This is a genomic window from Dokdonella fugitiva, from assembly GCF_014138265.1.
Taxonomy (GTDB): domain Bacteria; phylum Pseudomonadota; class Gammaproteobacteria; order Xanthomonadales; family Rhodanobacteraceae; genus Dokdonella_A; species Dokdonella_A fugitiva_A.
On sequence record NZ_JACGXL010000003.1, the window covers coordinates 436,752 to 460,843 of the forward strand.

Sequence of the window (24,092 nt, forward strand, 5' to 3'; positions counted from 1 at the left end):
GCCAGCCTAGCCGCGGCCCGGGGCGGCCGCCATATGCCATTCGGCCCATGACCCGCGGCGGGCCATGGGAGCGGCGGAAGCGGCCTCCGGGGTCCGCCGTGGGAGCGGCCCGGTCAGCCGCCAAGTCGTGCGGCTGACTTTGTGGGAGCGAAAAAGGCTAGCCCGCCGGGAGCGCCTTCAGCGCGGGCTCGAGCACCTTCCAGACATTCTCCAGCACGCGCGGCTCGGCCACGGCGCGCGGATGCAGGCCGTCGTCCTGCATGAGCGCGGGATCGAGCGCGACGCCGTCGAGCAGGAACGGGACGAGCGGCACGTTGAATTCTCCGGCGAGGCCCCGATACACCTCACGCAGGCCGTCGCGGTATTGCGGCCCGTAGTTGACCGGCAGCTCGATGCCGACCAGCACGGCATGCGCGCCGGCGCCGCGCACGGCCTCGAGGATCTTCACGAGGTTCGCGCGCAGCTGCGCGAGCGGCAGCCCGCGCAGGCCGTCATTGGCGCCGAGCTCGACCACGACGAGCGCCGGCGCGTGCTCCTTCAGCAGCGCCGGCAGGCGCGCGAGGCCGCCCGCGCTGGTCTCGCCGCTGATGCTTGCGTTGACGACGTTACGTATGGGCCGGGCGGCGGCGAGGCGTTCGTCGAGCAGGGTGACCCAGCCTTCCTTCGGCGAGAGGCCGTAGGCGGCGGACAGCGAATCGCCGAGCACGAGCACCGGCCGCGGTGCGGCGACGGCGATCGATGCGGCGAACGAAGACAGCAACACGAAGAGGATGCGCAGCATGAAGGACAGGATCGGATCGGCGTTGTATGCGAGCGAGGTTAGCAAAATCGTCGACGGCCCCGACGGTCGGCTGACGATCCTCGAACGGGTCAGCCTCGAGGTCGAACGCGGCGACAGCCTCGCGATCGTCGGCGCGTCCGGTTCGGGCAAGACGACCCTGCTGGGCCTCCTCGCCGGCCTCGACCGGCCGAGCACCGGCTCGATCGCGCTCGCCGGCGAACGCCTCGACGCGCTCGACGAGGAAGCGCGTGCGCGCCTGCGCCGCAGCCGCGTCGGCTTCGTGTTCCAGAGCTTCCACCTGCTCCCCGCGCTCAACGCCGAGGAGAACGTGATGCTGCCGCTCGAACTCGACGGCCGCGACGACGCGCGCGAACGCGCTGCCGACGCGCTCGCGCGGGTCGGCCTCGGCGCGCGCCGCCACCACTATCCGGCGCAGCTGTCCGGCGGCGAGCAGCAGCGCGTCGCGCTCGCCCGCGCGTTCGTGCACGGACCCGACATCCTGTTCGCCGACGAACCGACCGGCAACCTCGACCAGCGCACCGGCGCCGGCATCGGCGACCTCTTGTTCGCGCTCAACCGCGAACACGCGACCACGCTCGTGCTGGTCACGCACGACGCGACGCTCGCCGCGCGCTGCGCGCGCAGCTTGCGCCTGCGCGAGGGAAAGATCGACGAGACCGCCGCATGAGGCCGCTCGTCTTCGCCGCGCGCAGCCTGCGCCGCGAGTTCCGCCACGCCGAACTCGCGACACTCGCGATGGCGCTCGTGCTCGCGGTCGCCGCGATGGCTGCGGTCGCGACGCTCGCCGCGCGCGTCGAACGCGCGCTCGTCGCCTCGGCGGCCGAACTCATCGGCGGCGACCTCGCGCTCGGCGCGGGCCACGCGCTGCCCGCGGAACTCGCGCAGGAAGCGCAGCGGCGCGGCCTCGCGACGAATCGCCTGGCCGAGTTCCCGAGCGTGCTGTTCGCCAACGAGCGCAGCCAGCTCTGCGACGTGCGCGCGAGCGACGCCGCGTTCCCGTTACGCGGCGCGCTGAGCGTGCGCGGCGCCGACGGCGTCGAGCACGCCGCGCACGCGCCGCCCTCGGGTTCGATCTACGCCGACCACGCGGCGCTCGTCGCGCTCGGCGTCGCGGTCGGCGCGAACGTGCAGCTCGGCGGCCGCGACCTCGTCGTCGCCGGCGAGATCGCCAAGTCGCCCGACAGCGGCAACCTGTTCCGCATCGCGCCGCGCGTGATCATGAACCTCGGCGACGCCGAGGCGGGCGGGCTGCTCGGCGCGGGCAGCCGCGCCGGACACCGCCTGCTCGTCGCCGGCGATACTGATGCGGTCGCCGCGTTCGCGGCCTGGGCGCGGCCGAACCTGCCCTCCGGCGCGCGCATCACGACGGTCGAGGACGCGCAGCAGAACCTGCGCAACGCGTTCGAACGCGGCGAGAGCTTCCTGCGCCTCGCCGCGCTGCTCGCCGCGCTGCTGTCCGGCGTCGCGATCGCGCTCGGTGCGCAGCGCTTCGCGCGACGCAAGACCGAGGAAGTCGCGCTGCTGCGCTGCCTCGGCGCGCGCCGCGGCGAAATCCTCGCCGCGCTGCTGCTCGAACTCGCGCTGCTCGCGGTGCCCGCGTGCGTGGTCGGCCTCGCGCTCGGCCTCGGCCTGCAGCAACTCGTGCTCGAACTCGCGAGCGGCCTGCTGCCGGGCGCGCCGCCCAGGCTCCCGTGGGGGCCGCCGCTCGCCGCGCTCGCCGTCGGCGTGGCCGTGCTGTTCGGCTTCGCGCTGCCGCCGCTGCTGCGCCTGCGCGACGTCGAACCGCTGCGCGTGTTCCGCCGCGACCTCGCCGCGCGCGTGCGCCGCTTCGACGTGCTCTACCTGCTGCCGGTCGCGGTCGGCGCGCTGCTCGTGCTCTACGGCGCCGGCAACGCGCGCCTCGCCGGCACGCTCGCGATCGGCTTCGCAGCGGTCGCGCTCGCGACGTTCGTGCTCGGCCTCGTGCTGCTCTGGCTCGTGCGCCGCCTCGCCACGCGCTTGCGCGGTGCGTTGCGCTTCGGCCTCGCCAACCTCGCGCGCCGGCGCGCGCTGACCCTGCTGCAGACCGGCGCGCTCGCGCTCAGCCTGACCGCACTCGCGGTGCTCGGCGTGATCGGCCCGTCGCTGCTCGAACGCTGGCGCGCCGACCTGCCCGCGGACACGCCCAACTGGTTCGCGATCAACCTGCAGCCGGAACAGCAGGACGCGCTGCGCGAGCGCCTGCACGCACTCGGCGCATCGAACATGAACCTGCTGCCGCTCGCCGCGGGCAAGCTCGTCGCGATCAACGGCCACGCGCCGCAGCCGGCCGAGAAGAGCGATCGGCGCGCGGCCGACTTCATCGAGGGCGAAGTGCGCGTGAGCTGGAGCGAGCGCCTGCCGGAAGCGAACCGGATCGTGCAGGGGCGATGGTTCGAAGGCGCGCCGGCGAAGCCGTCGATCTCGGTCGAACAGGTGTGGGTCGACCTGTTCGGCCTGAAGCTCGGCGACACGCTGACCCTGCGCTTCGGCGATCGCGAGATCGTCGCCGAGGTGACGAGCCTCAGGAAGGTCGAGTGGGATTCGTTCCGCGCGAACTTCTTCCTCATGCTCGATCCCGCGGACGGCGAACAGCTGCCGCACAGCATGGTCGCGAGCTTCCACCTCGGCGGCGACGGCGCCGCGCCGCTCGCCGCACTTTCACGCGACTTCCCCAACCTGTCGCTGATCGACCTCAACGCGGTGCTCGACCGCATCCGCGACATCATCGGCCGCGTCACCGGCGCGGCGAGCTGGGTGCTCGGCTTCAGCCTCGTCGCCGGCGTGCTCGTGCTGCTCGCCGCGCTCGCGGCGACCGCCGACGAGCGCCGCTTCGAGGCGGCCCTGCTGCGCACGCTCGGTGCGCACGGGCGCCAGCTCGCGACCGCGGTGCTGGCCGAGTTCGGCACGCTCGGCCTGCTCGCCGGCGGCGTCGCGGTGGTCGCCGCGGCGGTACTCGGCAGCGCCCTCGCGGGCGGAGTGTTCAAACTGGAAGGGTATACTCCGCCGCTCGGGCCGCTGGCGCTGCTGGTCGCCGCGGCGGCCGCGCTGGTCGCCCTCGCCGGCTGGGCCGGTACGCGCCGCATCGCGCGCGCGTCGCCGATGGCGGTGCTGCGCCGCGCCTGAACGGCGGGCGACGCACCGCGCCAGGGCGGCTGGCAGCCGGCGCGACGACGGTGTAGCTTTTTGGCGAAACCGCAGGAGTGCGCAAGCGAGCGGAAACGCCATGACACGACCCGCGCCCTTGTCGATCGACGAAGCGCGCCGCCTCGCGCGGCTGCACGCGCTCGACGCGCTCGACACCGAAGCGGAACCGCTGTTCGACGCGCTCGCGCAGGCCGCCGCGCTCGTCGCCGGCGTGCCGATCGCGCTGGTCACGCTCGTCGACGCGGACCGCCAGTGGTTCAAGGCCAACGTCGGCCTCGACGGCACGACCGAGACGCCGCGCGACGTCGCGTTCTGCTCGTACACGATCCTCGACGACGGCCTGTTCGTCGTGCCCGATGCGCAGGCCGATCCGCGCTTCGCCGGCAACCCACTCGTCACCGGCAATCCGGACATCCGTTTCTACGCGGGCGCGCCGATCCGCATGAGCGACGGCTTGCGCATGGGCGCGCTGTGCGTGATCGACCGCCAGCCGCGCGAACTCGACGCGACGCAGGCGGCGATCCTGCAGCAGCTCGCGCACGCGGTCGCCGAAGCACTCGAGCAGCGCGCGGCCGCGCTGGAGCGCAACGACGCGCTGCAGCGCGAGGCGCTCGCCGAGCGCCGTCGCAACGAGGACCGCCTGCGCCTCGCGAGCGTGCTCGAGGCGACGCGCGCGGGTGCGTGGGAGTGGAACCTGCAGAGCGGCGACGTGCGCTTCAACGCACAGTACGCGCAGATCCTCGGCTACACGCTCGACGAACTGGAATCGTCGCGTTCGCTAACTTTGCGCGACCTCGGCCCCGACGGACGCTGCGTGAAGCCGCAGCTCATGCACGCCGACGACTGGCCCGGCGTGGTGCAGAACCTGCGCCAGTACCTGCGCCACGAGCGCGACGCGTTCGACTGCGACGCGCGCATGCTGCACAAGGACGGCCACTACGTCTGGGTGCACACGAGCGGCCGCACCACGCACTGGACCGACGACGGCGAGCCTCAGCTCATGTACGGCACGCTGCTCGACATTTCCGAGCGCAAGGCGGTCGAGCAGAAGCTGCATGAGAGCGAAGCGTTCCTCGATCGCGCCGGGCGCATCGCCGGCGTCGGCGGCTGGCAGCTCGACCTGCGCAGCAGCGAGCTCGTCTGGTCGGACCAGACCTGCATCATCCACGACCTGCCGCCCGGCTACGTGCCGACGCTCGACGAGGCGCTCGGCTTCTTCGACGCGGAGCGGCGCGCGACGATCGAAGAGGCGGTGCGCCGCGCCGCCGCCGACGGCAAGGGCTGGGACCTCGAACTGCCGATGACGACGGCGAAGCGGCGCAAGGTCTGGGTGCGCATGGTCGGCACCGTCGAAGTCGAAGACGGCAAGCCCGCGCGCCTGATCGGTTCGCTGCAGGACATCACCGTGCGCAAGCGCGCGATCCACGCGCTGCAGGTCAGCGAGCGGCGTTTCCGCCGCCTGTTCGAGGAAAGCCTCGGCCTGATCTGCACGCACGACCTGGACGGCATCCTGCTGTCGGTCAACCCTGCCGCCGCGGACGCGCTCGGCTATCCGATCGCCGAACTGCTCGGTCGGCGCCTGTCCGAGTTCATGCCGCCCGAACTGCAACCGTTCTTCGACGGCTACCTCGCGCAGGTCACGCGCGACGGCACCGCGACCGGCCTGCTGCGCCTCATCGCCAAGGACGGCAGCGTGCACACCTGGCAATTCCACAACACGCTCGACGACGAAGGCGAGGAAGCCTACGTGCTCGGCCACGCGCAGGACATCACCGAGCGCGAGCGGCAGGAACGGCAGCTGCGCGACTGGAGCATCCGCGACGCGCTGACCGGCTGCTTCAACCGCCGCCACCTCGCCGAAGTCGCCGACACCATCGCGCGCGACGATCCGTGGGGCTGCGTCGCGATCGACCTCGACCGCTTCAAGCACGTCAACGACACCTACGGCCACCAGCGCGGCGACGAAGTGCTCGTCGCGATGGCCGAGTTCCTCAAGCGCCACGTGCGCCGCCAGGACATGGTCGTGCGCTCGGGCGGCGACGAATTCCTGTTGCTGCTGCCGCGCGCGGACGAAGCGCAGACGCAGGAAATCGTGCGCCGCATCGAGGCCGACCGCGCCGACGCGCCGATCGGCTTCACGCTGGGACAAGCCGTGCGCCGCGGCGACACGACCCTCGACGCCGCGCTCGCGCAGGCCGATCGCGAGCTCTACGCGATCCGCGCGAAGCGGCCGGCGGTCGCGCGCTGAAGCCCCGCGCGTTCACCTCTCCCGCTCGCGGGAGAGGTCGCGCCGCAGGCGCGGGTGAGGGAAGCGAAGCGAGGAGCGACGGGACATGCGCGACGCCGCGACGTGTCGCTCCGATCGCCCTCACCCCAGCCCTCTCCCGCAAGCGGGAGAGGGGGAACATCCCACCGCCCCATACGCACCGCAGTCCGCGTTTCACCTCTCCCGCTCGCGGGGGAGACCGCAGTCCCCGTTTCACCTCTCCCGCCTGCGGGAGAGGTCGCGCCGCAGGCGCGGGTGAGGGGAAGCGAAGCGAGGAGCGACGGGACATGCGCGACGCCGCGACGCGTCGCTCCGATCGCCCTCATCCCAGCCCTCTCCCGCAAGCGGGAGAGGGGAAACATCTCGCCGCGCGCGTAGGCGTCCTGTCGAAGGAGCGCGCTGCCGAAGGCGCTGTCGCAGGAACGCGCGGTCGTGAGCCCGCTGTCGTAGGAGCGGCCTCAGCCAAGATGCTTCCGTCGATGTGCGAACGAAGTATCGCGCCTTCCGGCGCTCCCACAGCACCCATCACGTCTCGCCGTAGGTCTTCCCGACGCGCACGAGGTCGTCGACATCGCTCTTGAAGACATCCGGCAGCAAGTCGATCGGCGTGAAGAACCAGCGAACGTGCGGATTCGCGCGTTCGAGGCTTCGCCAGTCCTCATTCGTCTCTACCACGAAGCAGCCGGTGTCGGCGCAGCCGTGGTTCAAGTAGCGGATCGAATGGCTCGCACCGAACATGCGCTGGAGGGCCACGAGCATCGAATGCTGCGCGGACGCTTCATCGCCCCAGGGAACGTCGACCCGTTCGCTGCCGCGGACGAGTTGGTAGTACGACGTGCGCTCGTCCATTTCGAGCGCCGTGCCCTCGGCGGGTAGACCGGTCGCCTTGAAGAAGGCGCTCAGGATGCGCGGCTCCTCCTCCCGCCAGTCCACTGGCATGAACCGCGGGTATTTCGAAAACTCGTCCAGCGGAAAGGCGCCGACGTCGCGGCTGACGATCGTGTCGTAGGGATGCATCGCTGTTCCTCGTGGGCCCGACCCACGAACGAGCGCCGCCGGCTGTGACGTGACGATGATAATCCAGCCTCGTAGGGTGGGACGCAGCGCAAGAAACCGCACGGCCTTTTCGCGAATGCACACGCCGCGAGTCCCACCGCGTCGTCCGCCGGAAATGGCGGGCTATTGTGGGAGCGGCGGCAGCCGCGATGCTGTCGCGTCCCGGCGGTAAGAGCATCGCGGCTCCCGCCGCTCCCACAGGGAAAGCCCGGCCGACAGTGTGACCGCCGTCGCGACGACCTACCGGCACGCTCGCTAGTATCTCCGAACCCAGCCTCGTAGGGTGGGACGCAGCGCAAGAAGCCGCATGGTTTTCGCGAAGCACACGCCGCGAGTCCCAGCGCGTGGTCCGCTGGAATGGGCAGGCTGTTGTGGGAGCGGTGGCAGCCGCGATGCTGTCGCGTCCCGGCGAGAAGAGCATCGCGGCTCCCGCCGCTCCCACAGGGAAAGCCCGGCCTACAGGTGTGACCGCCGTCCCGACGACCTACCGGCACGCTCGCTAGTATCGACGAAGCCCGGCTGCCCCTCGGAGACGCCGATGAAGCTGCTGCTCGCAAGCGCACTCGCCGCATCGTGCTCGCTCTCCGCCAACGCCGTCACGCTGACGACGTCGATCGGTGCGTCGGACCTGCGCCAGCGCATCGACGGCTTCGGCACGTGCCTCTCCGGCGACGACGCGACGCAGGCCTGGTTCCAGTCGCTCTACTTCGACGACGCGCGTTTCACGATCGAGCGCATGGACCTCGTGCCGACGTTCCGCGCGCCGTATTCCGACTTCACCTACAACTCGCCCTGGTTCCACAACAGTCCGGCGCTACCGGGCCCGGACAACAACAACGTGCGCACCTACACGGGCCCGGACGACTACTCGCGCCTGTTCGCGGGTCGCAACGCGCCGATCGCGGTGATGGGTCCGAACATCGACGCCAACATCGGCTACTTCGACTTCGACAACGGCATGCCGCACGTCGCCGGCACGCTCGCGCAGATCGGCCAGTCGCACGCGGCCGCGCTCGGCGACTTCAAGCTCATCGGTTCGATCTGGTCGCCGGCGCCGTGGTTGAAAGTGTCGTCGGGCCACACGATCGGCGACGCCGGCTGGCCGCTGCCGGTCGGCGGGACCGCGTGGCCGTTCATCTGGGCCGGCAACTTCTCCGGTGGCCGGCTCGACACCTCCGACACGCCGCTCGCGGTGTTCGACGCCGGCACCGGCCCGACCAGCGCGCTGAGCCAGTTCGCGCGCGCGACCGCGGCGTACCTGCGCGGCTTCCAGAACCGCTACGGCGTGCACCTCTACGCGATCAGCATCCAGAACGAACTCAACTTCGAGACGTTCTACAACAGCGCGTTCTATCCGCTCTCCTCGCAGTACATCGCGGCGTTGAAGCGCGTGCGCGCGGAACTCGACGCCTACCCGGACCTCGCCCCGATCCGCATCATCGGCCCGGAAGACCTGCTCGGCGGCGACGCCTACGGGATGTGGGAATACGGCGGCCCGATCCACAAGAACCTGCAATACCTCGAGCACATCGGTGACGATCCGGTCGCCGAATCCGCCATTGCGCTGTACGCGATCCACGGCTACGCCGCCGACGGCGCGAGCGCCGCGGACGCGACGCCGCAGCAATGGCTGTGGTGGAAGGACGGCTGGACCACCAGCCCCGCACCCGGCATCCCCGCCAACGTCGCCGGCTACGCGAGCCACGGCAAGGCCTCGTGGATGACCGAAACCTCGGGCGAACAGACCGCCTGGCGCGCCCCCGCTTCCGGCTTTCCCGGCCAGGGTGCGTTCGGCCTCGCGCTGCGCGTCCACCAGGCGCTCGTCGCCGGCGAACAAAGCGCATGGGTGTACTGGCAGCTGAGCGACGGCAACGCGGTCGCCGAACAGACGCTCACCGACGACACGCTGCAGGCGAACTCGCCGAAGTACGTCGCCCTCAAGCACTACGCCCGCTACATCCGCCCCGGCAGCCGACGTGCTCCCGTCACGGTCACCGGCAGCAGCGATGTCGTCGCGAGTGCGTACGTGAATGCCGCGAGCGGCAGCCTCACCTGGGTGATCCTCAACGGCAGCGCGTCGACGCAGTCGATCACGATCGACGTTCCCGGCACCGCCGCGGCGAGCTACGACCTCGTGCGCAGCAGCGACGGATCGCTGTGGCAGGCGTCGACCTTGCAGCCGTCCTCCGCGCACCTCGCGTTCACGCTCGTGGGCTACGGCGTCGCGACGGTCAGCGGCTCGACGGGCGCGCCTGATCCGATCTTCGCGAACGGCTTCGACTAGCCCGTCGCCGGACGCCTGCGTTCCACCGGCACGGTCCGGCGCAGATGGTCCGCCAGCTGCACGATCGGCGTATCGCCCTCGATCTCGCGCCGGTCGTAACGCGTGTCGGCATACGCGACCATGCTCTCGAAGTTCGGATTGCCCGCGAGCCATGCCAACACGATCGGGCCTTCGGCCGACGCGAAGTCGACCCCGTCGATCTGCGTGCGATCCGCGTTGATGATGCGATCGAGTTCGTGCAGGTCATCGCACCGCTCGACCACCGCCGGCAGCTTGCGCGCAGCGAACTTGATGAACGCCTCGATGTGTCGCACCGAGGTGATCGCGAAACCGCCATGGCTCTCGAGGTTCGACAGCCGCATCGTCCACGTCGCCGTGTACTCGTTGCCCGGAACCACGCTCGCGAGCAGCTGCTCCACGACGTGATGACGCACGGTGACGAGGACGTCACACGCATAGTGCGGATGATCGTCGTACCCGACCCCGCAGACCGTCAGTGTCGTGTCGCCGCGCGTCCTCACGAAGTCGTCACCGCGCGGATCGCGCTTCACCTCGAATCCGAGCGGGATGAGTACCGGCTCCAGCGCCCGGCCCAGCGTGGCCGTCAGCTCATCGCGCTCGTTCGGCCACTGGAGGGCGATGCGCGTGTTTCCTACCACGACTTCCGACTTGTCCATTCGAACTGCTCGTCTCGTCCGATGCGGGGAGGGCCGCCTGGGAAGCGTAGCGCATCCGCGACGTGATCCGAGCCGTGGCGGTGGTATGCCGCAAAGCACTCTGCCTTCGTCGCAACGGATAAGCCGCAATCGCCAAGGATATCCGAGAGCCAACTGCCCGTAGAGGCAAATTCAAACGGATATTTACTCCATTCCTGATCGAGCCCCTAGCCACCCAGGCCCGTTGTTACGCGTTGCGATATCGCGCGGTCGATGAGCATGCGTACCGTTTGTTCGACATTCTTAAATCTAATTCGCTGCATGAACTCCAGGGGGCCAAGTTTGACGAAAAGCTTGCCGAATACTTCGTCCGCAAAGCTGCTAGATATTAGTGCAACACCACCGAAATCGACTTCTATCGGCTGGCTTGGGCACATCCGCACCAAGTTGTACAGCTTAGTGTGAACGGGCGTTCCCGCCACTCGGCTCCCGAAAGATTGCGCCTCGGTTGCCAGCGACATGCGGATTGTCTCGTCAGCGCTGCCTTCATACTTCGTCTCAATGTAGTCCACGGGCTTGTAGGACTTCCCGGAAAACTTGAGAGCATCCTTCAGGAGGTCAGGGTCGCTGAAGTTGATCTTTGCGATCACGAGTGTCCCTTTGACGGGAACTTTCTGATCCCGAATTTCAAGGCCGTGAGGCCCTGGCCTATACAGCAGACGAGCATGACCAGATTCAATCTGGAATGCACCGCCACTAAGGCAGCAAATCTGATAGCTGCCAAATAAACCATTACCTTGACCAACTGATTTGTCCCTCGTGACGCCTTCTCGAATCGCTCTATCGAGCGCATCCGTGTCCGACCCACTAAAGGACCCGCCCGATCTCAGCGTCGCAGGAATGCCAAGCCCGGAGTCAGCGATGGTAAATTCAACGACCTTCGAGTTACGTTTGAAGCTCGAAACCTGAACCAGCCCGCCTATGGCCGATTGTGAATGCACAATTACGTTATCTGTCAGTTCATTTACGGCCCACTCGAGCGCAGCAAAATTCTCCCTCCGAATGTCGGGAATACCACCCAGTATGGCGTTCACGATGCGATTGACCGCATCGGTCTGGTCGGTTGGATTGTTGAACTGCGTGGCAGGGATCTGCGAATGTCCGCGAAATCGCGACCGAGCGAACTTTCTAGGCTCCAACAGATGTGCCCAGTTTGCGTTTTCGAAAAGCCTCGCAAGATCCCGCTTAACCGGCAGTATGAGCTCAGCGTCAATATGCTCGGATCTTAACCGCAAGATCTCAGAACACAGAGCAAGCATCGGCCCAGGATATGTTTCGACACAGTCAGAGAAATCCAGCACGACGTCCTGATAGCCGTAGTCGTTAACCGCATGGTGAAGACATGCCAGCGGAAAATGGAGATCAATATCGCGATACTGACCATGGAAGCGGATGATATTTCCATCGCGAATTACCGTCATTTGAAACCACCACCCTGCTAGTCGATCATTTTGGTGCTAATACGCTTATGCTGGATTTTTTAGTTCTACTTTCGCGTAAGGAGGCCAATCAAAACCGCTAGGAATAGGCAGGCAATTGCGACAAATCCGCAGGCCTGCTTAACGCGCGACGGATTCTCCGATGGCGCCGGATGGGAGCGATACAGCAATGCGATAAAACAGAACGAGACGATGACGGAATACGATACGACACGCTCTGATGGCTCTCTTAGTAGCAGAGCAATCGTTGGAATAAAAAAGAAGAGCGGCTGAAAAGGGCTGTCGACGCTCCCTCCCGTAGCGAAAACAAGACGCGTCACGACAAAAATATTCGCCGAGAAAACGACAACCATCGCGGTATCATCAGAAAGCCCAGAAAACGAAGTCCCACTGAAGAGCGGACTCCAGATTGCAGACATAGTTGATGTGAATACTAGACAGCCTACGGATACGAGCAATAACGCAAGCAACTCTAACCAAAGCGCATGGTATACGCGCTGCCCCTTCCACCAAGCAGTTCTCGTTGAGGCACCCCGCAGTAGAGCCGCGCCAATCGAAAGTATTGAAACCATGGAAACTTGAGACAGTAGCGCCCCTGCGATCACCGTCGATGAGTTCACTGCTCCCCCTGACAAGATCGCCGTTCAGAACAACAAAGGTAAGAAGAAGGGCCCCTCACTTAAAGATTTCGCTCCGCCGGATCACGAGTCCAGGGGCATGATGATCCGAGCCGGCCGCCCAATGCTTTCGAGCAAGTAAAGCAAACCTCCGCCATCCACAAGCTCTAGCGGCTTGTCGTTCGCGAACGAATAAGCGTCAGGTCCGTAGCCGCTGGTGGTGACGACGATGCCTTTGCTTGCACCTTCGTTCATCATCGTTCCGTACAGATCGCGAACCGCCGATACCCCAACCGTGTGGCGATAGCGCTTCGCCTGAATCACCACCTTCCCACCCAGGATCGGGCGTTTGTCGAAGGCCACCGCATCGACACCGCCGTCTCGGCTTGCTCTGGTGAGCTTGGTTTCCAGCCCCATCTGCGTAAACAGATTGCTGACGAGCGCCTCGAACTCTGCTGGCGTGAGCTCCATCAAGTTTGGGCGTGCGTCGAGTTCACCGAGCACGTCCACTTCGCCGATGAACCGGGGATCGATCATGTCGAACTCGACGACCGGACGGACGGCGCGTGCTTCTTCGGGGCTGGGTGAGACCTGCGCGCCGAGGTTCTTCAAGCAAGCTTGCGCCTCGACTCGCGCGAGATTGATCGGCAAGAAGGCTTCTTTCGTCACCCGAAGCGAGACGAGGTATGGCCGAATTTCCTGGCCCGTTGTTTCGTCGATCTTGTTGACGTAGCCGCTGAACACCACCGTATCGAGATGGCTTCCCTGGTCGGCCTCCAGCACCTCATGCAAAGTGCGCAGGGCCGTCTGGGCGACCAGTTCTCGGTAGATGGCTTTGATCGCTGCGGGCTTCCTCGGCTTCTCGTCGATCGCGCGGCGCGCCTTTACGTACCGATACTCCTCCACGGTCGGAACGATGCCGATGGCAGGAAGTTCGAAGTCGATGACAAGCTGGCGATTTTCCGGCTGGTACACCAATCGGAACTTCTGTGGAAAGCCGGGTGGATAGTCTGATCGAGAGAGAACCATCTCGTTGTAGAGCTCGACGCTTTCCGCTTCGCCGCGGCGGTAGCTCTCTTCAAGCGCGGTGACTTCCGCGTCTCGCTGCTGACGCTTTGCGTTGTAGGACGACAGCCGGGCTTCATGGTTTCGACGCGCCAAGCCCACCTTCTGAGCATGATCGGCCTGGAGTTTCTCACGGGCGCGATCGAACGCATCCTTGTGCGCGCGCCGCTGCTGGGCGACTGCTTCTAGACTCTGCTGATATTTGCCAACGGCCGCTTCGTGCTGCGCAGTCACCTGCTGGGTTTCGCGCGAAACGCGGCTCGATCGCAGGATCCGTTCGAAGAATGTCGCGGGACGCACTTTGGCTTTCAGGAGCGCCTCAAGTGACGCCGGCTTTGCCGGATCCCGCAACGTGGTGTCTGGCGCATATGAGGGAAGAACCAGACTTGGCTCGACAAATTGCGGCGGCGCCTCGTGCACGCGGAGCGAATCGAACGCAATCCGGTCATCGACCCCCAGTGTATGCGCCAGCACTCCCTGAAGTTCGGCGACGGCATCAGTCACCTCCAGCGTCCGCTCCTCAGCGGACTCCTGAGCATCGAGGTGTGCCTGACGTTCTGCGTCCTTTTCGTCTCGGGCACGTTGTCGCTCGGCGTCCTTCAGGGCGCGCTCTCGCGCCTTGGCGTCGCGTGCTTCTGCGGCTGACGCTGCTCGAATTCCCGCCTCGACTGCACGCAGTTCCGCTGCTTCCGCGCGCGCGGCCGCCGCACGCGCCTGCTCATGCCGCTTGGCCTGCGCGATCTGGAACCGCTGCCTTGCGTTCTGCTCGCGAACGGACCTCGCATGCGCGGTGATCAATGCTCCAATCAACCCCGATCTGCGCCCCATACCTTGGCCCTTCCCGACCGATCCACCCCCGAGTCCGTGATCGGGAGCAATTTGCGGGCCATCTTGCTCGCGCTACGCATCCACATTTGTAGGAAGCCTCATCCACCGCGTGTAGGAAATCTCCTACTCGCTCGTCTAGCGGCAGTCGCCAGCGCGCATTTGTGCGGCTGCAGCAGCGCTGACCGCTCGAAAGTGACATCGAACGCCGCCGCCCGCTCATCTCTATCGCCTCCCTCCCGTCGCAGGATCTGAGACCACCCCCTGTTCCAATGCTCCCCGTGCCGCACGGCACACGGTCGTCGGCCATAGGGGCCGACGGCTGGTCCAAAAGCCAAAGAGGAGCACTACCTATGACGCAGAACATCGTTTCGCTGAACCTCACCGATGCCCAGCTGCAGGCCGTGGATGCGGCGCTGGGGGAGCTGGAGACGCAGCTGGGCGGGCTGGTGGCCCTTTCCGTCCCGCAGAAGCGCTCGCTGCGCAAGATGGGCGAGAAGTCCGAGGCGTTCTGCCGGCAGGCGATGCTGTTGCTGCAGCAGAGTCCGGAGCTGGTGCCGGCCAACGTGGTGGCGGCGCGACCGGTGGAGGACCTGGCCATGCTCGACAAGCTGCGTCCGCGGCTGCTGCGCCTGACCCGCCTCGCCGAACGCGGTGCGGATACGGACATCGCCCTCGGCAGCGACGTGATGGTCGCGGCGTTGCAGGTGTATGGCCAGCTCAAGCTCACGGGTGCCGGCGAGGGCCTGCAGGCGTTGCGTCGTGATCTCGGCACGCGCTTCGCACGGTCGTCGAAGCCGGAGGAGACGAAGGCGGCGTAGCCCTCGCTCCTGTTCCCGTGACAAGCCTGAGCCGCAGCGATGCGGCTTTTTTGTTGTCAGCGCATTGGTGATGAGCCCGGGTCGAACCCATCGGCGAAGACGGAGTCACCCTGATACTCATACGCTCCGATATCCTGCTCCGCTCCGACGCGGCGATAGAACCCCTGCCCTCGCTGATCGAACAGGGTACCGGTCCCACCCCAAGGCCCTGCATCGATGGCCGCACTTCCTGCGGCAATCGCGTGCGTGGGCGTGGGACCGCCATTGAAGGCCAGCGGTCGGAGCATGGGATCGACCGGGTTACCTGGCGGCGTCAGCACATTGCTGGACTGTATGATGTTCCATTCCACGATCAAGAAGAGACCCTTGCCGCTGACGCTGAAGTCGCTGGGCATCCCACCGGCCGCATTGTTGGAGATGATCGTCGCCGATACGTTGACGGGCGCATCGGCGACATGCAGGCCGGCATAGACGCTTTCGCCGTTCGTGTCGCTCGCGTAACCAGCCGTATTGAACGCAATCGTGCTCGCATGGATCGACGTGTACATGCTGGAGTACACACCCCCAACGAGCTTTTCCGCGATGTTCCCGGATACCGTACTGTTGATCATGGACAGCGAACTCACGTACGGCATGCTGCTCTGGAACTTCATGCCCGCAGCGATGGCCGCCCGATTGCCCGAGATCGTGGATCCGGAAATCTCCGCACGTTCGTAGTTGGAACCGACAACGACGCCACCGCCGAAACTGTCCAGGACCGGGCCGGGAGCGGATCTCGCTTCGTTGCCGCTGACGATCGAGTCGTGCATGACGAGATCGCCCCCGAACAGGGCAACTCCACCGCCCAGGGCGATTCTCCCGTAAGCCAGATTCCCCGACACGACGCTTCGCACCAAGGTGAGGCTCTGCGCCCTGATGCCGCCACCCCTTCCCGAGCTTTGACCCGACGCGAAGCAATTCGTCACGACCACATTCGTCAGATCGACATGGCCGTATGAAGCGATGCACCCTCCTTCCGCGTCGTCGGACCGATCCACGCCATTGGCAATGGTCAGTTCGGACGCGCTGAAGCGGACACCTGCGGAGATCGTGAATACACGATAGTCCAGATGGCCGTCGAGAATCAGCGCATCGCGACCCGGGCCAATCAGGTTCACGTCCTTGAAGACACTGAATCCGAGCGTGCTGATTCGGCCACAGGTCAGGTCGGTGAGGTCGATCGTATCGCCAGCGTCGGCGTGGACGATTTCGTAGCCCAGCGTGCCCGGTGCGCCGTCGCTGTTGCAGTTGTCGACATGCCGCACCGTTGCGCCGGCGTCGTGGATCACCATCGCCAACGTCGCTGCTGCTGCGGTGGCCAGATGAGTCTGTTTGAGGGCGGGCAGGGCCCATCGACTTTTCACGACGATTCCTTCGCGGGCACGTTGCAGCCGTCCGGTCGAATGAGGGCCAGCGCTAGGCTAGCGCATCCAGAACGCGCGCGGATGCACCTCGTACGCGCGTGGAGGGTAGAGGAGCCAAAGTAGCCTTGCCCGCATCCCTGTCCTGGGCCCCAGCCTGAGCCGCAGCGATGCGGTTTTTTTGTTGCCAGGTGCCGGCGCGGGATGCTGGATGCGGCCTGCGCACGAATGATGGGCTGCGGTCCAAAAGGCGGATGCGACCGTGCAACGTTTGGATGCGGCTTCGCACCTGCGATTTGCGACCCCGCATCGTTTCGATGAAGCGTCGGCATTCGGATTTGCTACAACGCATCCGCCGGATGCGCGGCTTCATTCCCGGGATGCGGGGGCGCAAATCAATCCTGCGAGGGCGCACATTCGATTTGCCCCGTCGCACCTTCGATTGCGGCGGCCGCATGAATCCTTTGCGATGCCGCATCCGCGCTATGCGAAGGCGCACCGGATCGTTGAAGCGCCGGTGCTTTTTCGTGCACGCGGTCCCAGTGAGAGCATCCTGGCCACCGCCCACCGACGAGGCATTGCGCCGCTACTTCGCCTGCTCGTGCCGCGCGATGAGCTCGCGGATGTACGGCACCAGTTGTCCACGGCCGGCATCGATGAGGTCGATGATGTCGAGCGTGGCATTGACACCGTTGCCGCCGTTGACGAACACGATGATCGCATCGCCGGGGGTATCGGGCGAGAAGACGACCATCGCGTTCTCGCCCGAGTCGTTGCCGCCGCCCCACACGGTCGTCGTGTTGCCGTAGTCGAACACGATCCAGCCGAGGCCGAAGCCGTAGCGCTGTGGGCACGTCACGGACGGCGCGGCGCGGCATTCCCACTCGGCGGCGCCGGCGAACGACGCCACGGGCCGCAGGCGCTCCGCGGCGAGCGCCGGGGTGAGCCCGTCGTCGGCCATCACGCTCGCGAGGAATTTCGCGTAGTCCTCCACCGTGACGAAGAGATCGGACGCGGCGCTCCACTTGCCGTGATGCCAGTCGTGTTCCGCGGTCGTATACGGCTTTCCGTACGCGCCGTCGGCGTCCATCGGCGTCGTCACGCGCGCATCGATCGCTGCGCGGCGCCGCATCGACACGCCGGTCATGCCGATCGGGTCGAACACCGTCGCCTGCACGAGCGTCTCGAAATCCGCGTGCAGTTTCTTTTCCAGGAACATCGCGAGGATGTCGTAGGCCGCGCCCGAGTAGCCGAAGCGCGTGCCGGGATCGGCGACGAAGGCGAGCTTCTTGTCCTTGTATTCGTATTCCCAGTTCCTGAGCCCCGACCGGTGGCTGAGGATCAGGCGCGGCGTGAGCTGCCGATAGCGCGGATCGCCGGCAAGATCCGGATGCACGTAGTGATCGGCGATCGGCTCGTCGAGCGACACCTTGTCCTGCGCGACGAGCCGCAGCACCGTCTCCGCGGTGATCGACTTGGCGAGCGAGGCGGTGTTGAACATCGTGTTGCGCGACACGGGCACCCCCGGGCCCTGCTCACCGTAGTAGCCCGTCCAGGCGATGCGACCGTGGCGCAGGATCGCAATGCCCGCGCCCGCGACGTGCCGCTGACGCAGGACCTTCGGCACGCCCGCATCGAGCACCGCGGAGCGCTCGAAACCCGCCGGCGACACGCGGGCCGCAACCGAGACGACATCGCCGGAGGCGCAGGCGATGCAGATCGCGAGGGTGAAGACGATCGACAGCGGATTCATCGTGCTTCCTTGTATAGTCCCGCGCCGTGGCAGCGCGCCGGGACGCACCGTAGTCGGAGGGTTTTCATCCATGCAATCGCCGGATGACGAACGCCGCGTGGGCATGACGAACGACGCGATCGCGCCGTTGCTCGCGCTCGTCGGCGGCGCCTTCGCGTTGTGGCTGGTGCTGTTCGGCGCGTACCGCATCGACCGGCCCGACGCCGTCGGCATCGCGACGGCGACGGTGCTGCTCGTAGTGCCGCCGCTCGCGTCGTACTACCTCGCGATGGAAGCGACGCGCGCCGTCGCTTCGCTCGCCGTGCGCATCGCCGCGGTGTTCGCGCTCGCCCTCGCATGGCTCGTGGTCCAGCGCGCGATCGTCTATCCCGCGTTCGGCTTCGTGGCGACATTCGGCGAAAGCGCGGCCAACCTCGTGCTGCTGCCGACGTTCGGCATCGCCGCGTGGTTCGGCGTGCGCGCGCTGCGCTACCGCCGGCGCCTGTCGCAGGCGCTCGCGCTGCAGGCGCAGACCGAGCTGCGCCTGCTCGAGGCGCAGCTCGCGCCGCACATGCTGTTCAACATGCTCAACACCGTCTACGCGGTGCTGCTGACCGATCGCGACAAGGCAGTGCCGCTGTTCCTGTCGATGGCCGAGGCGCTGCGCCACGTCGTCGACCGCACGCGCAAGCCGTGGATCGCGCTGCGCGACGAACTCGACTTCATCGAGCACTACGCCACGCTGGAGCGGGCGCGCCACCCCGAAAGCGTCGCGGTGCGCGTGGACGCGCAGGGCGACCTCGACGTGCCGGTGCCGCCAATGCTGCTCGCCACGCTGTTCGAGAACGCGGTCAAGCACGGCCGCTTCGACGACGGCACGCTCGAGGTCGACGTGCAGGTGCGCGTGGACGAGGCGCGCATCGTGCTCGCGGTGGAGAACCGCGTGCCGTCGTCCGCGCCTGCTGCCGGTGGCCTCGGCGTCGGCCATGCGAACATCCGCCAGCGGCTCGCGCTGGTCTATCCGGGACGCAGCCGCTTCGACGCCGACCTGCGCGATGCGCGACACCGCGCCGTGATCGAGATCGTGCCGTGATCGATCCCGTCGTGACGCGCTTCCGCGTCGCCAGCGTCGACGACGAGCCGCGCGCGCACGAGGCCCTGCGCGCCCTGCTCGCCGATGTCGGCGACATCGACCTGGTCGCGACGTACACGTCCGCGCACGCCGCCGCTGCGGGTCTCGCGGCCTGCCCGTGCGACCTGCTCTTCCTCGATGTCGCGATGCCGCGCATGGACGGTCTCGCGCTGTTGCGCACGCTCGCCGATCCGCCCGTGACCGTGCTGCTGACCGCGCACGTCGACCATGCGATGGCCGCGTTCGACCTCGGCGTGCGCGACTACCTGCTCAAACCGGTATCCGCCGAGCGCCTGCAGCGCTGCCTCGAGCGCATCCGCCCGCTGCTCCTCGCCGCACGCGACGGTGCCGGGCGTGCGCCCGCGCGCCTGTCGATCAAGTGCGGCACGGCACATCGCCTGATCGATCCCGCGCGCACCACCCACATCGACGCCGACGGCAACTTCACCGTCGTCCACGCCGGCGGCGAGGCGATCTTCGCCTCGGAACCGATGAAGGACCTCGAGCGCCGCCTTGCGCCGTTCGGCTTCGTGCGCGTGCACAAGTCGCACCTGGTCAATACGCGCGCGATCCGCGCGACGCGCGCGTACGACCTCGTGCTCGACGACGGTTCGACGGTGCCGACGGGGCGCGCGTACCGCGCGGCGCTCGACCAGCGCATCGGCCGCTGACGGCCTCGCGAGATCGACCACCGCGGCACGCCCTCGCCCTCTGTTCCGGACGCGAGGGTTTGCCGATACTGTGCGGCGACCATCCACCACTCGGGACCGCCATGGACAGACGTCGCTTCTTCTCCGCCGGCGCCAGTGCCGCGTTGATGGGACTGGCCGACAGCCGCGCATCCGCCGGCGACCGCGCCGACATCGCCAAGACGCATTTCGACGCGGCCGCCGTCAAGGCGCTGCGCGATCGCATCCGGCCGATCGCTGCCGACGAGTACCGGGCGCGCCAGGAGAACGCGCGTCGCCTCATGAAGGAGAACGGGCTCGATGCCGTGTTCGTCGAAGGCGGCACGACGTTGTCCTATTTCACCGGGCTCCACTGGTGGCTGAGCGAGCGGCTGTTCGCGATGGTGCTGCCGCAGCGCGGCGAACCGTTCTTCATCGCGCCGAAGTTCGAGGAAGGCCGTGCGCGCGAGAAGCTCGGCAGCGAGGTGAAGGTCTACACGTGGGAAGAACACGAGAAGCCGATCGAGCGGATTCGCCAGGGCTTGCAGGATCGCGGCCTACTCACGGCGAAGCTCGGCATCGAGGAAACGACGCGCTACTACGCGGTGGAGCAGTTGCAGCAGCGCCTGTCCACGCTGACCTTGAGCAGCGCGACGCCGGTGACGGCCGGATGCCGCGGCATGAAGTCGCCGCATGAAATCGAGTTGATGCAGGTCGCCAACGACATCACCGCGCAGGTGTACCGGCAGGTGCAGCGCGAGTTGCGCGAAGGCATGAGCGAGACCGAGCTCGGGGGCATCATCAGCGCACGCTATGCCGAATTCGGCGTCGAGGGCGATGCGCTCGTGCTGTTCGGCGAAGCGTCCGCGTATCCGCACGGATTGACGCGCGACGTCGCGCTCAAGGACGGCGACGTCGTGTTGATCGACGGTGGCTGCAAGGTCGAAGGCTACGGCTCCGACATCACGCGCACGATGGCGTTCGGCAAGCCGAGCGCGAAGATGCAGCGCGTGTTCGAGATCGTGCGCGGCGCGCAGGACGCCGGCCTCAAGGCCGCGCGACCCGGCGTCGCCGCGGAGAAGGTCGACGCCGCGGCGCGCAGCTACATCGCCGATCACGGCTATGGGCCGGGCTACACCTACTTCACGCATCGCCTCGGCCACGGCATCGGCATGGACGGGCACGAGTGGTACTACCTCGTCGGCGGCAACACGCGCGCGCTCGCGCCGGGCAACCTGTTCAGCAACGAACCCGGTATCTACATCGTCGGCGAGTTCGGCATCCGCACCGAGGACGAAATGCTGATCACCGACGACGGTGCGCGCTTGTTGCTGCCGCAAGCGAAGAGCCTGCAGGAGATTTTCTGAGCGAGGCGCGCGTGCGCGGTGTATCCGCCATCGCGCGCCGGCCGACCTTGCGGTCGTCCGGCCTACTGGAGCGACGGACGGTACAGGCGCGTTCACGTCGGCCGGGAGCTTGCGAAGAACGCGCCAGCCGACAATGCGTCGTCCGGCCCCCGGTGTCGGCGTCCGTGCCACTCGATCAGTCGCATGAGCGTCCTCGAGGCCGCCGCAGAAGATGCGGTCGGCCGGCCATCGAGGTCACGGGGATGTCGTCGAGCCAGGAGCTCCACGAGGGCGGGGATCCGCCGCCCGCTTCCGGCGTGGGCATCGGGTTCGCGTGGGTCCGCCACCGACGCGTCATCGCATCGTCGGGAACCATGACGAAGAACCATCGCCGCGGTGCAGCCTCATCGGCTGGATGTGGAATGTATTCGCGCGAAGTGGCGCCGAGCCGACGGGCGGGTCCGGCGCGGCGGCACTTCATTCTTCATGCAGGAGCGCGTCAGCGATCGAATCCATCGGCGTAGATGGCGTCGTCGTAGACGCGGATCGTCGCGTTTCCGAGCATGGCGCCGACCGCCAATCGTCGTCGCTGATCGAGCAGCGCGATGCCGTACAACGGACCGTCGACGGTGTAATCGGCCACTACCCAGTGCTCGCCTGCGTCCTCGGTCGTGAACACCGAACCGAACAGTCCCACGGCAGCGCCGTTGCGCGCGTCGGAGAATGCGATGTCCCTAGGCAGGTCGACGAACGCGTCCTTGTTGGCATACCAGGTAAGGCCGCCATCCTCGCTACTCAGGAAAACGCCCTGCCCGACGTCATCACCCGCGGCGATGAAGGCATGCAGATCGTCGCCATACGCAACCGCCCATGTCCCTTGCGGGGTGGGTGAATCCACGCGATCCCAGGTGATGCCACCGTCGGTGGTCCGGAGGATGGTGTTCTGACCGACTGCAAGACCCGCCATCGCGTTGCGGAAGCGAACGGATTTCAGCCACGCCCCGCGTATGCAGTCGACGGGCTCGATCTCGCTCCAGGTTTGCCCGGCATCTTCGGTGCGTACGATGAAGCCGCAACGGCCCACCGCGACGCAGGTCGTGGTCGATGTGCAATCGACGGATTCGAGTACGGCCGTCGGGAAATTGAACGAGGCAAGGTCGACCCAGCTGCCACCTCCGTCGGTCGAGCCGATCACCGCAGGCGTATTGGCCAACCGGTCCCCGCCGACGGCGATCGCGAACCCGCGACCGGGGAATGCCGAACCATACAACGCCGAAGCCGATCCGCTCGCCTGCGTGCTCCAGTGCCTGCCGGCGTCCGTCGTCGTGGCGACCGTACCGCCTTCGCCGACCGCCAAGCCGCGCTCCGCGTCGGTGAAGCGGACGGAGAACAACGCGAGAGGCGAGAGCCGAGTCGTCGGATCGAGCCAGGTCGCGCCGCCGTCCGAGGTCGTGCGAAGCATTCCACCGTATCCGACGATCGTGGCGCTGCCGTCCGACGCGAAGGAAAGCCCTTCAAGATCACGCTCGAAGCCCGAAATCGTCCACGTCGCCCCGTCATCCACGCTGAGCAGCCATTCGCCGGTGTCCGCTTCATCGCCGGACGCGATTCGGATCGAGCCGTCCGGCGAATAGGCGACATCGTGGTTGTTCAACGACCCCCCGGTCGTAATCGGCTGCCAGGAGTCGCCACCGTCATTCGTCGTGAACACGGTCCCCGCGAGCCCGACCACCGCGCCGTGCCTGGCGTCTCGAAAGGCGAGCCGTGTCAGCACCTGCTCGCCGAGCGGCGTTTCGTGCCAGCTTTCGCCGTCGTCCTTGCTGTCCAGGACCGTCCCCGTGCCCGTGACGCCATTGAAGCCGGCGACGAAGATCGTCGACGGATCCATCCATACCGATGTCGCGAATCCCACGTAGCCGAGCTTGCGTGACGACCACGTTACGCTGTCGTTCGTGCTCAGGTAGACGGCCTCGAAGGTCGTCGTGTCGATGCCTACCACGCGCACCGACCCGTCGGTGCCGATCGCCGCGTCCAGGAGGAACAAACCCGGGAACGTCGCCATCAACGTCCAGGTCACGCCCGCATCCGTCGTCTGCGCGACGAGGCCTTCCGCGGCATGCATGCTTGCGACAGGATAGCCGCCGAACGCGAGTACTTTTCCTCCCTTGGCCGGTCGCACGACCTGGAAGCCGCCTTCGCTCGAGACGAGCGGCACTTCGCTCGGCATCCAGGTCATGCCCCCGTCGCTCGTCCGCAACAGAGTATTGCTGTCACCCACCGCGATGGCGACGCCGCCACCCAGTTGGGCGACGTGGCGAAGCGTGTACGGGGTCGGCGTCGGCGCGATCCAGCTCCATCCCGGCGTCGCCTTGGCGGGCGCGTGCGGCAACGACATCGCGATCACCCACGCGAGCCACGCTGCGGCCCGGCGAGGGGTTGGTATAGCGCGCGCACGCATCGTCGGCCGCAGCGATTCGAGAAAGGCGAACAGAGCATTCATCGGCCGAACGGCGCCAAAGGCCCCGCCGTCGCCGTCTCGGCGATCGACGCGTCGCGGGCCATTACCCTTGCCTGCGCGCCGCCACGGGGGCCGTGCGTGCAATTTCCCCGCGTGAACGTGCAGGCCGAGCATCGATGCCGCTGATGCGAGCGTGATCATCCACAGCTTCCTCTTCATTGCACCCCCTCGTCGTTGAAAAAAAACCGCGATCCGAGGAGGTGATAACTGACTTGCGTGGCCAATCGCGCCATGCAACGC

Annotated in this window: 16 protein-coding genes; 8 read left to right on the plus strand and 8 right to left on the minus strand. The window is 66.9% G+C overall.

The window, feature by feature from the left end; all coding sequences use genetic code 11:
* Nucleotides 1-157: 157 nt before the first annotated feature.
* Nucleotides 158-781, minus strand: a complete 624-nt coding sequence (locus FHW12_RS12420) for an arylesterase (protein ID WP_182531336.1) — start codon at nucleotides 779-781, stop codon at nucleotides 158-160.
* Between FHW12_RS12420 and FHW12_RS12425 the strand changes: the two genes are divergently transcribed.
* The 3 genes from FHW12_RS12425 (at nucleotide 780) to FHW12_RS12435 (ending at nucleotide 6,215) form a co-directional block, all read left to right on the plus strand.
* Nucleotides 780-1,469 carry an ATP-binding cassette domain-containing protein gene (locus FHW12_RS12425; RefSeq protein ID WP_182531337.1) on the plus strand — a complete coding sequence of 230 codons (690 nt, stop codon included), beginning with the start codon at nucleotides 780-782 and terminating at the stop codon, nucleotides 1,467-1,469. The two genes, FHW12_RS12420 and FHW12_RS12425, sit on opposite strands and share 2 nt — an antisense overlap.
* Nucleotides 1,466-3,946, plus strand: a complete 2,481-nt coding sequence (locus FHW12_RS12430; RefSeq protein WP_182531338.1) for an ABC transporter permease — start codon at nucleotides 1,466-1,468, stop codon at nucleotides 3,944-3,946. The genes FHW12_RS12425 and FHW12_RS12430 overlap by 4 nt, the downstream gene beginning before the upstream one ends.
* 100 nt (nucleotides 3,947-4,046) lie before the next feature.
* A complete protein-coding gene (locus FHW12_RS12435; protein WP_182531339.1) occupies nucleotides 4,047-6,215 on the plus strand; it encodes a PAS domain S-box protein in 2,169 nt (722 codons plus the stop codon).
* 543 nt (nucleotides 6,216-6,758) lie between these two features.
* Here FHW12_RS12435 and FHW12_RS12440 read toward each other — a convergent pair.
* Nucleotides 6,759-7,250, minus strand: coding sequence for a hypothetical protein (locus FHW12_RS12440; protein ID WP_182531340.1), 492 nt, complete (start codon nucleotides 7,248-7,250; stop codon nucleotides 6,759-6,761).
* Between the two features lie 577 nt (nucleotides 7,251-7,827).
* On the opposite strand from FHW12_RS12440, the gene FHW12_RS12445 reads away from it, so the two are divergent.
* A complete protein-coding gene (locus FHW12_RS12445) occupies nucleotides 7,828-9,573 on the plus strand; it encodes a glycoside hydrolase family 30 beta sandwich domain-containing protein (RefSeq protein WP_182531341.1) in 1,746 nt (581 codons plus the stop codon).
* Here FHW12_RS12445 and FHW12_RS12450 read toward each other — a convergent pair.
* The 3 genes from FHW12_RS12450 to FHW12_RS12460 all read right to left on the minus strand — a co-directional run bounded on the left by FHW12_RS12450 (nucleotide 9,570) and on the right by FHW12_RS12460 (nucleotide 14,208).
* Nucleotides 9,570-10,349: a hypothetical protein gene (locus tag FHW12_RS12450; RefSeq protein ID WP_182531342.1), complete on the minus strand. Its 780-nt coding sequence runs from the start codon at nucleotides 10,347-10,349 to the stop codon at nucleotides 9,570-9,572. The two genes, FHW12_RS12445 and FHW12_RS12450, sit on opposite strands and share 4 nt — an antisense overlap.
* A 107-nt stretch (nucleotides 10,350-10,456) precedes the next feature.
* Nucleotides 10,457-11,710 carry an STAS-like domain-containing protein gene (locus FHW12_RS12455; RefSeq protein ID WP_182531343.1) on the minus strand — a complete coding sequence of 418 codons (1,254 nt, stop codon included), beginning with the start codon at nucleotides 11,708-11,710 and terminating at the stop codon, nucleotides 10,457-10,459.
* Between the two features lie 719 nt (nucleotides 11,711-12,429).
* Entirely contained in the window at nucleotides 12,430-14,208 is a 1,779-nt protein-coding gene (locus tag FHW12_RS12460) for a restriction endonuclease (RefSeq protein ID WP_220484425.1), read from the minus strand.
* A gap of 380 nt (nucleotides 14,209-14,588) precedes the next feature.
* Between FHW12_RS12460 and FHW12_RS12465 the strand changes: the two genes are divergently transcribed.
* Nucleotides 14,589-15,056 carry a hypothetical protein gene (locus FHW12_RS12465; RefSeq protein WP_182531345.1) on the plus strand — a complete coding sequence of 156 codons (468 nt, stop codon included), beginning with the start codon at nucleotides 14,589-14,591 and terminating at the stop codon, nucleotides 15,054-15,056.
* Between the two features lie 56 nt (nucleotides 15,057-15,112).
* Here FHW12_RS12465 and FHW12_RS12470 read toward each other — a convergent pair whose 3' ends face one another.
* Both FHW12_RS12470 and FHW12_RS12475 read right to left on the minus strand, forming a co-directional pair.
* Nucleotides 15,113-16,459 (minus strand): choice-of-anchor Q domain-containing protein, encoded by a 1,347-nt coding sequence (locus FHW12_RS12470; RefSeq protein ID WP_182531346.1) that lies wholly within the window; start codon nucleotides 16,457-16,459, stop codon nucleotides 15,113-15,115.
* A 583-nt stretch (nucleotides 16,460-17,042) separates the two neighbouring features.
* Complete coding sequence (locus FHW12_RS12475; protein ID WP_182531347.1) at nucleotides 17,043-18,209, minus strand: serine hydrolase domain-containing protein; 1,167 nt, start codon at nucleotides 18,207-18,209, stop codon at nucleotides 17,043-17,045.
* 70 nt (nucleotides 18,210-18,279) lie between these two features.
* Between FHW12_RS12475 and FHW12_RS12480 the strand changes: the two genes are divergently transcribed.
* The 3 genes from FHW12_RS12480 (at nucleotide 18,280) to FHW12_RS12490 (ending at nucleotide 21,355) form a co-directional block, all read left to right on the plus strand.
* Nucleotides 18,280-19,281, plus strand: coding sequence for a sensor histidine kinase (locus tag FHW12_RS12480; protein ID WP_182531348.1), 1,002 nt, complete (start codon nucleotides 18,280-18,282; stop codon nucleotides 19,279-19,281).
* Nucleotides 19,278-19,991 carry a LytR/AlgR family response regulator transcription factor gene (locus tag FHW12_RS21610; protein WP_182531349.1) on the plus strand — a complete coding sequence of 238 codons (714 nt, stop codon included), beginning with the start codon at nucleotides 19,278-19,280 and terminating at the stop codon, nucleotides 19,989-19,991. The genes FHW12_RS12480 and FHW12_RS21610 overlap by 4 nt, the downstream gene beginning before the upstream one ends.
* A 101-nt stretch (nucleotides 19,992-20,092) precedes the next feature.
* Complete coding sequence (locus FHW12_RS12490; protein WP_182531350.1) at nucleotides 20,093-21,355, plus strand: M24 family metallopeptidase; 1,263 nt, start codon at nucleotides 20,093-20,095, stop codon at nucleotides 21,353-21,355.
* Nucleotides 21,356-21,833: 478 nt separating this feature from the next.
* On the opposite strand, the gene FHW12_RS12495 is transcribed toward FHW12_RS12490, so the two are convergent.
* Nucleotides 21,834-24,011 (minus strand): WD40/YVTN/BNR-like repeat-containing protein, encoded by a 2,178-nt coding sequence (locus FHW12_RS12495; protein WP_182531351.1) that lies wholly within the window; start codon nucleotides 24,009-24,011, stop codon nucleotides 21,834-21,836.
* Between the last annotated feature and the right edge of the window lie 81 nt (nucleotides 24,012-24,092).

Coding starts and splice junctions, on each gene's coding strand:
- FHW12_RS12425 (WP_182531337.1), top strand. CDS start 780: ATGAAGGACAGGATCGGATCGGCGTTGTATGCGAGCGAGGTTAGCAAA.
- FHW12_RS12420 (WP_182531336.1), bottom strand. CDS start 781: ATGCTGCGCATCCTCTTCGTGTTGCTGTCTTCGTTCGCCGCATCGATC.
- FHW12_RS12430 (WP_182531338.1), top strand. CDS start 1,466: ATGAGGCCGCTCGTCTTCGCCGCGCGCAGCCTGCGCCGCGAGTTCCGC.
- FHW12_RS12435 (WP_182531339.1), top strand. CDS start 4,047: ATGACACGACCCGCGCCCTTGTCGATCGACGAAGCGCGCCGCCTCGCG.
- FHW12_RS12440 (WP_182531340.1), bottom strand. CDS start 7,250: ATGCATCCCTACGACACGATCGTCAGCCGCGACGTCGGCGCCTTTCCG.
- FHW12_RS12445 (WP_182531341.1), top strand. CDS start 7,828: ATGAAGCTGCTGCTCGCAAGCGCACTCGCCGCATCGTGCTCGCTCTCC.
- FHW12_RS12455 (WP_182531343.1), bottom strand. CDS start 11,710: ATGACGGTAATTCGCGATGGAAATATCATCCGCTTCCATGGTCAGTAT.
- FHW12_RS12465 (WP_182531345.1), top strand. CDS start 14,589: ATGACGCAGAACATCGTTTCGCTGAACCTCACCGATGCCCAGCTGCAG.
- FHW12_RS12475 (WP_182531347.1), bottom strand. CDS start 18,209: ATGAATCCGCTGTCGATCGTCTTCACCCTCGCGATCTGCATCGCCTGC.
- FHW12_RS12480 (WP_182531348.1), top strand. CDS start 18,280: ATGCAATCGCCGGATGACGAACGCCGCGTGGGCATGACGAACGACGCG.
- FHW12_RS12490 (WP_182531350.1), top strand. CDS start 20,093: ATGGACAGACGTCGCTTCTTCTCCGCCGGCGCCAGTGCCGCGTTGATG.
- FHW12_RS12495 (WP_182531351.1), bottom strand. CDS start 24,011: ATGAAGAGGAAGCTGTGGATGATCACGCTCGCATCAGCGGCATCGATG.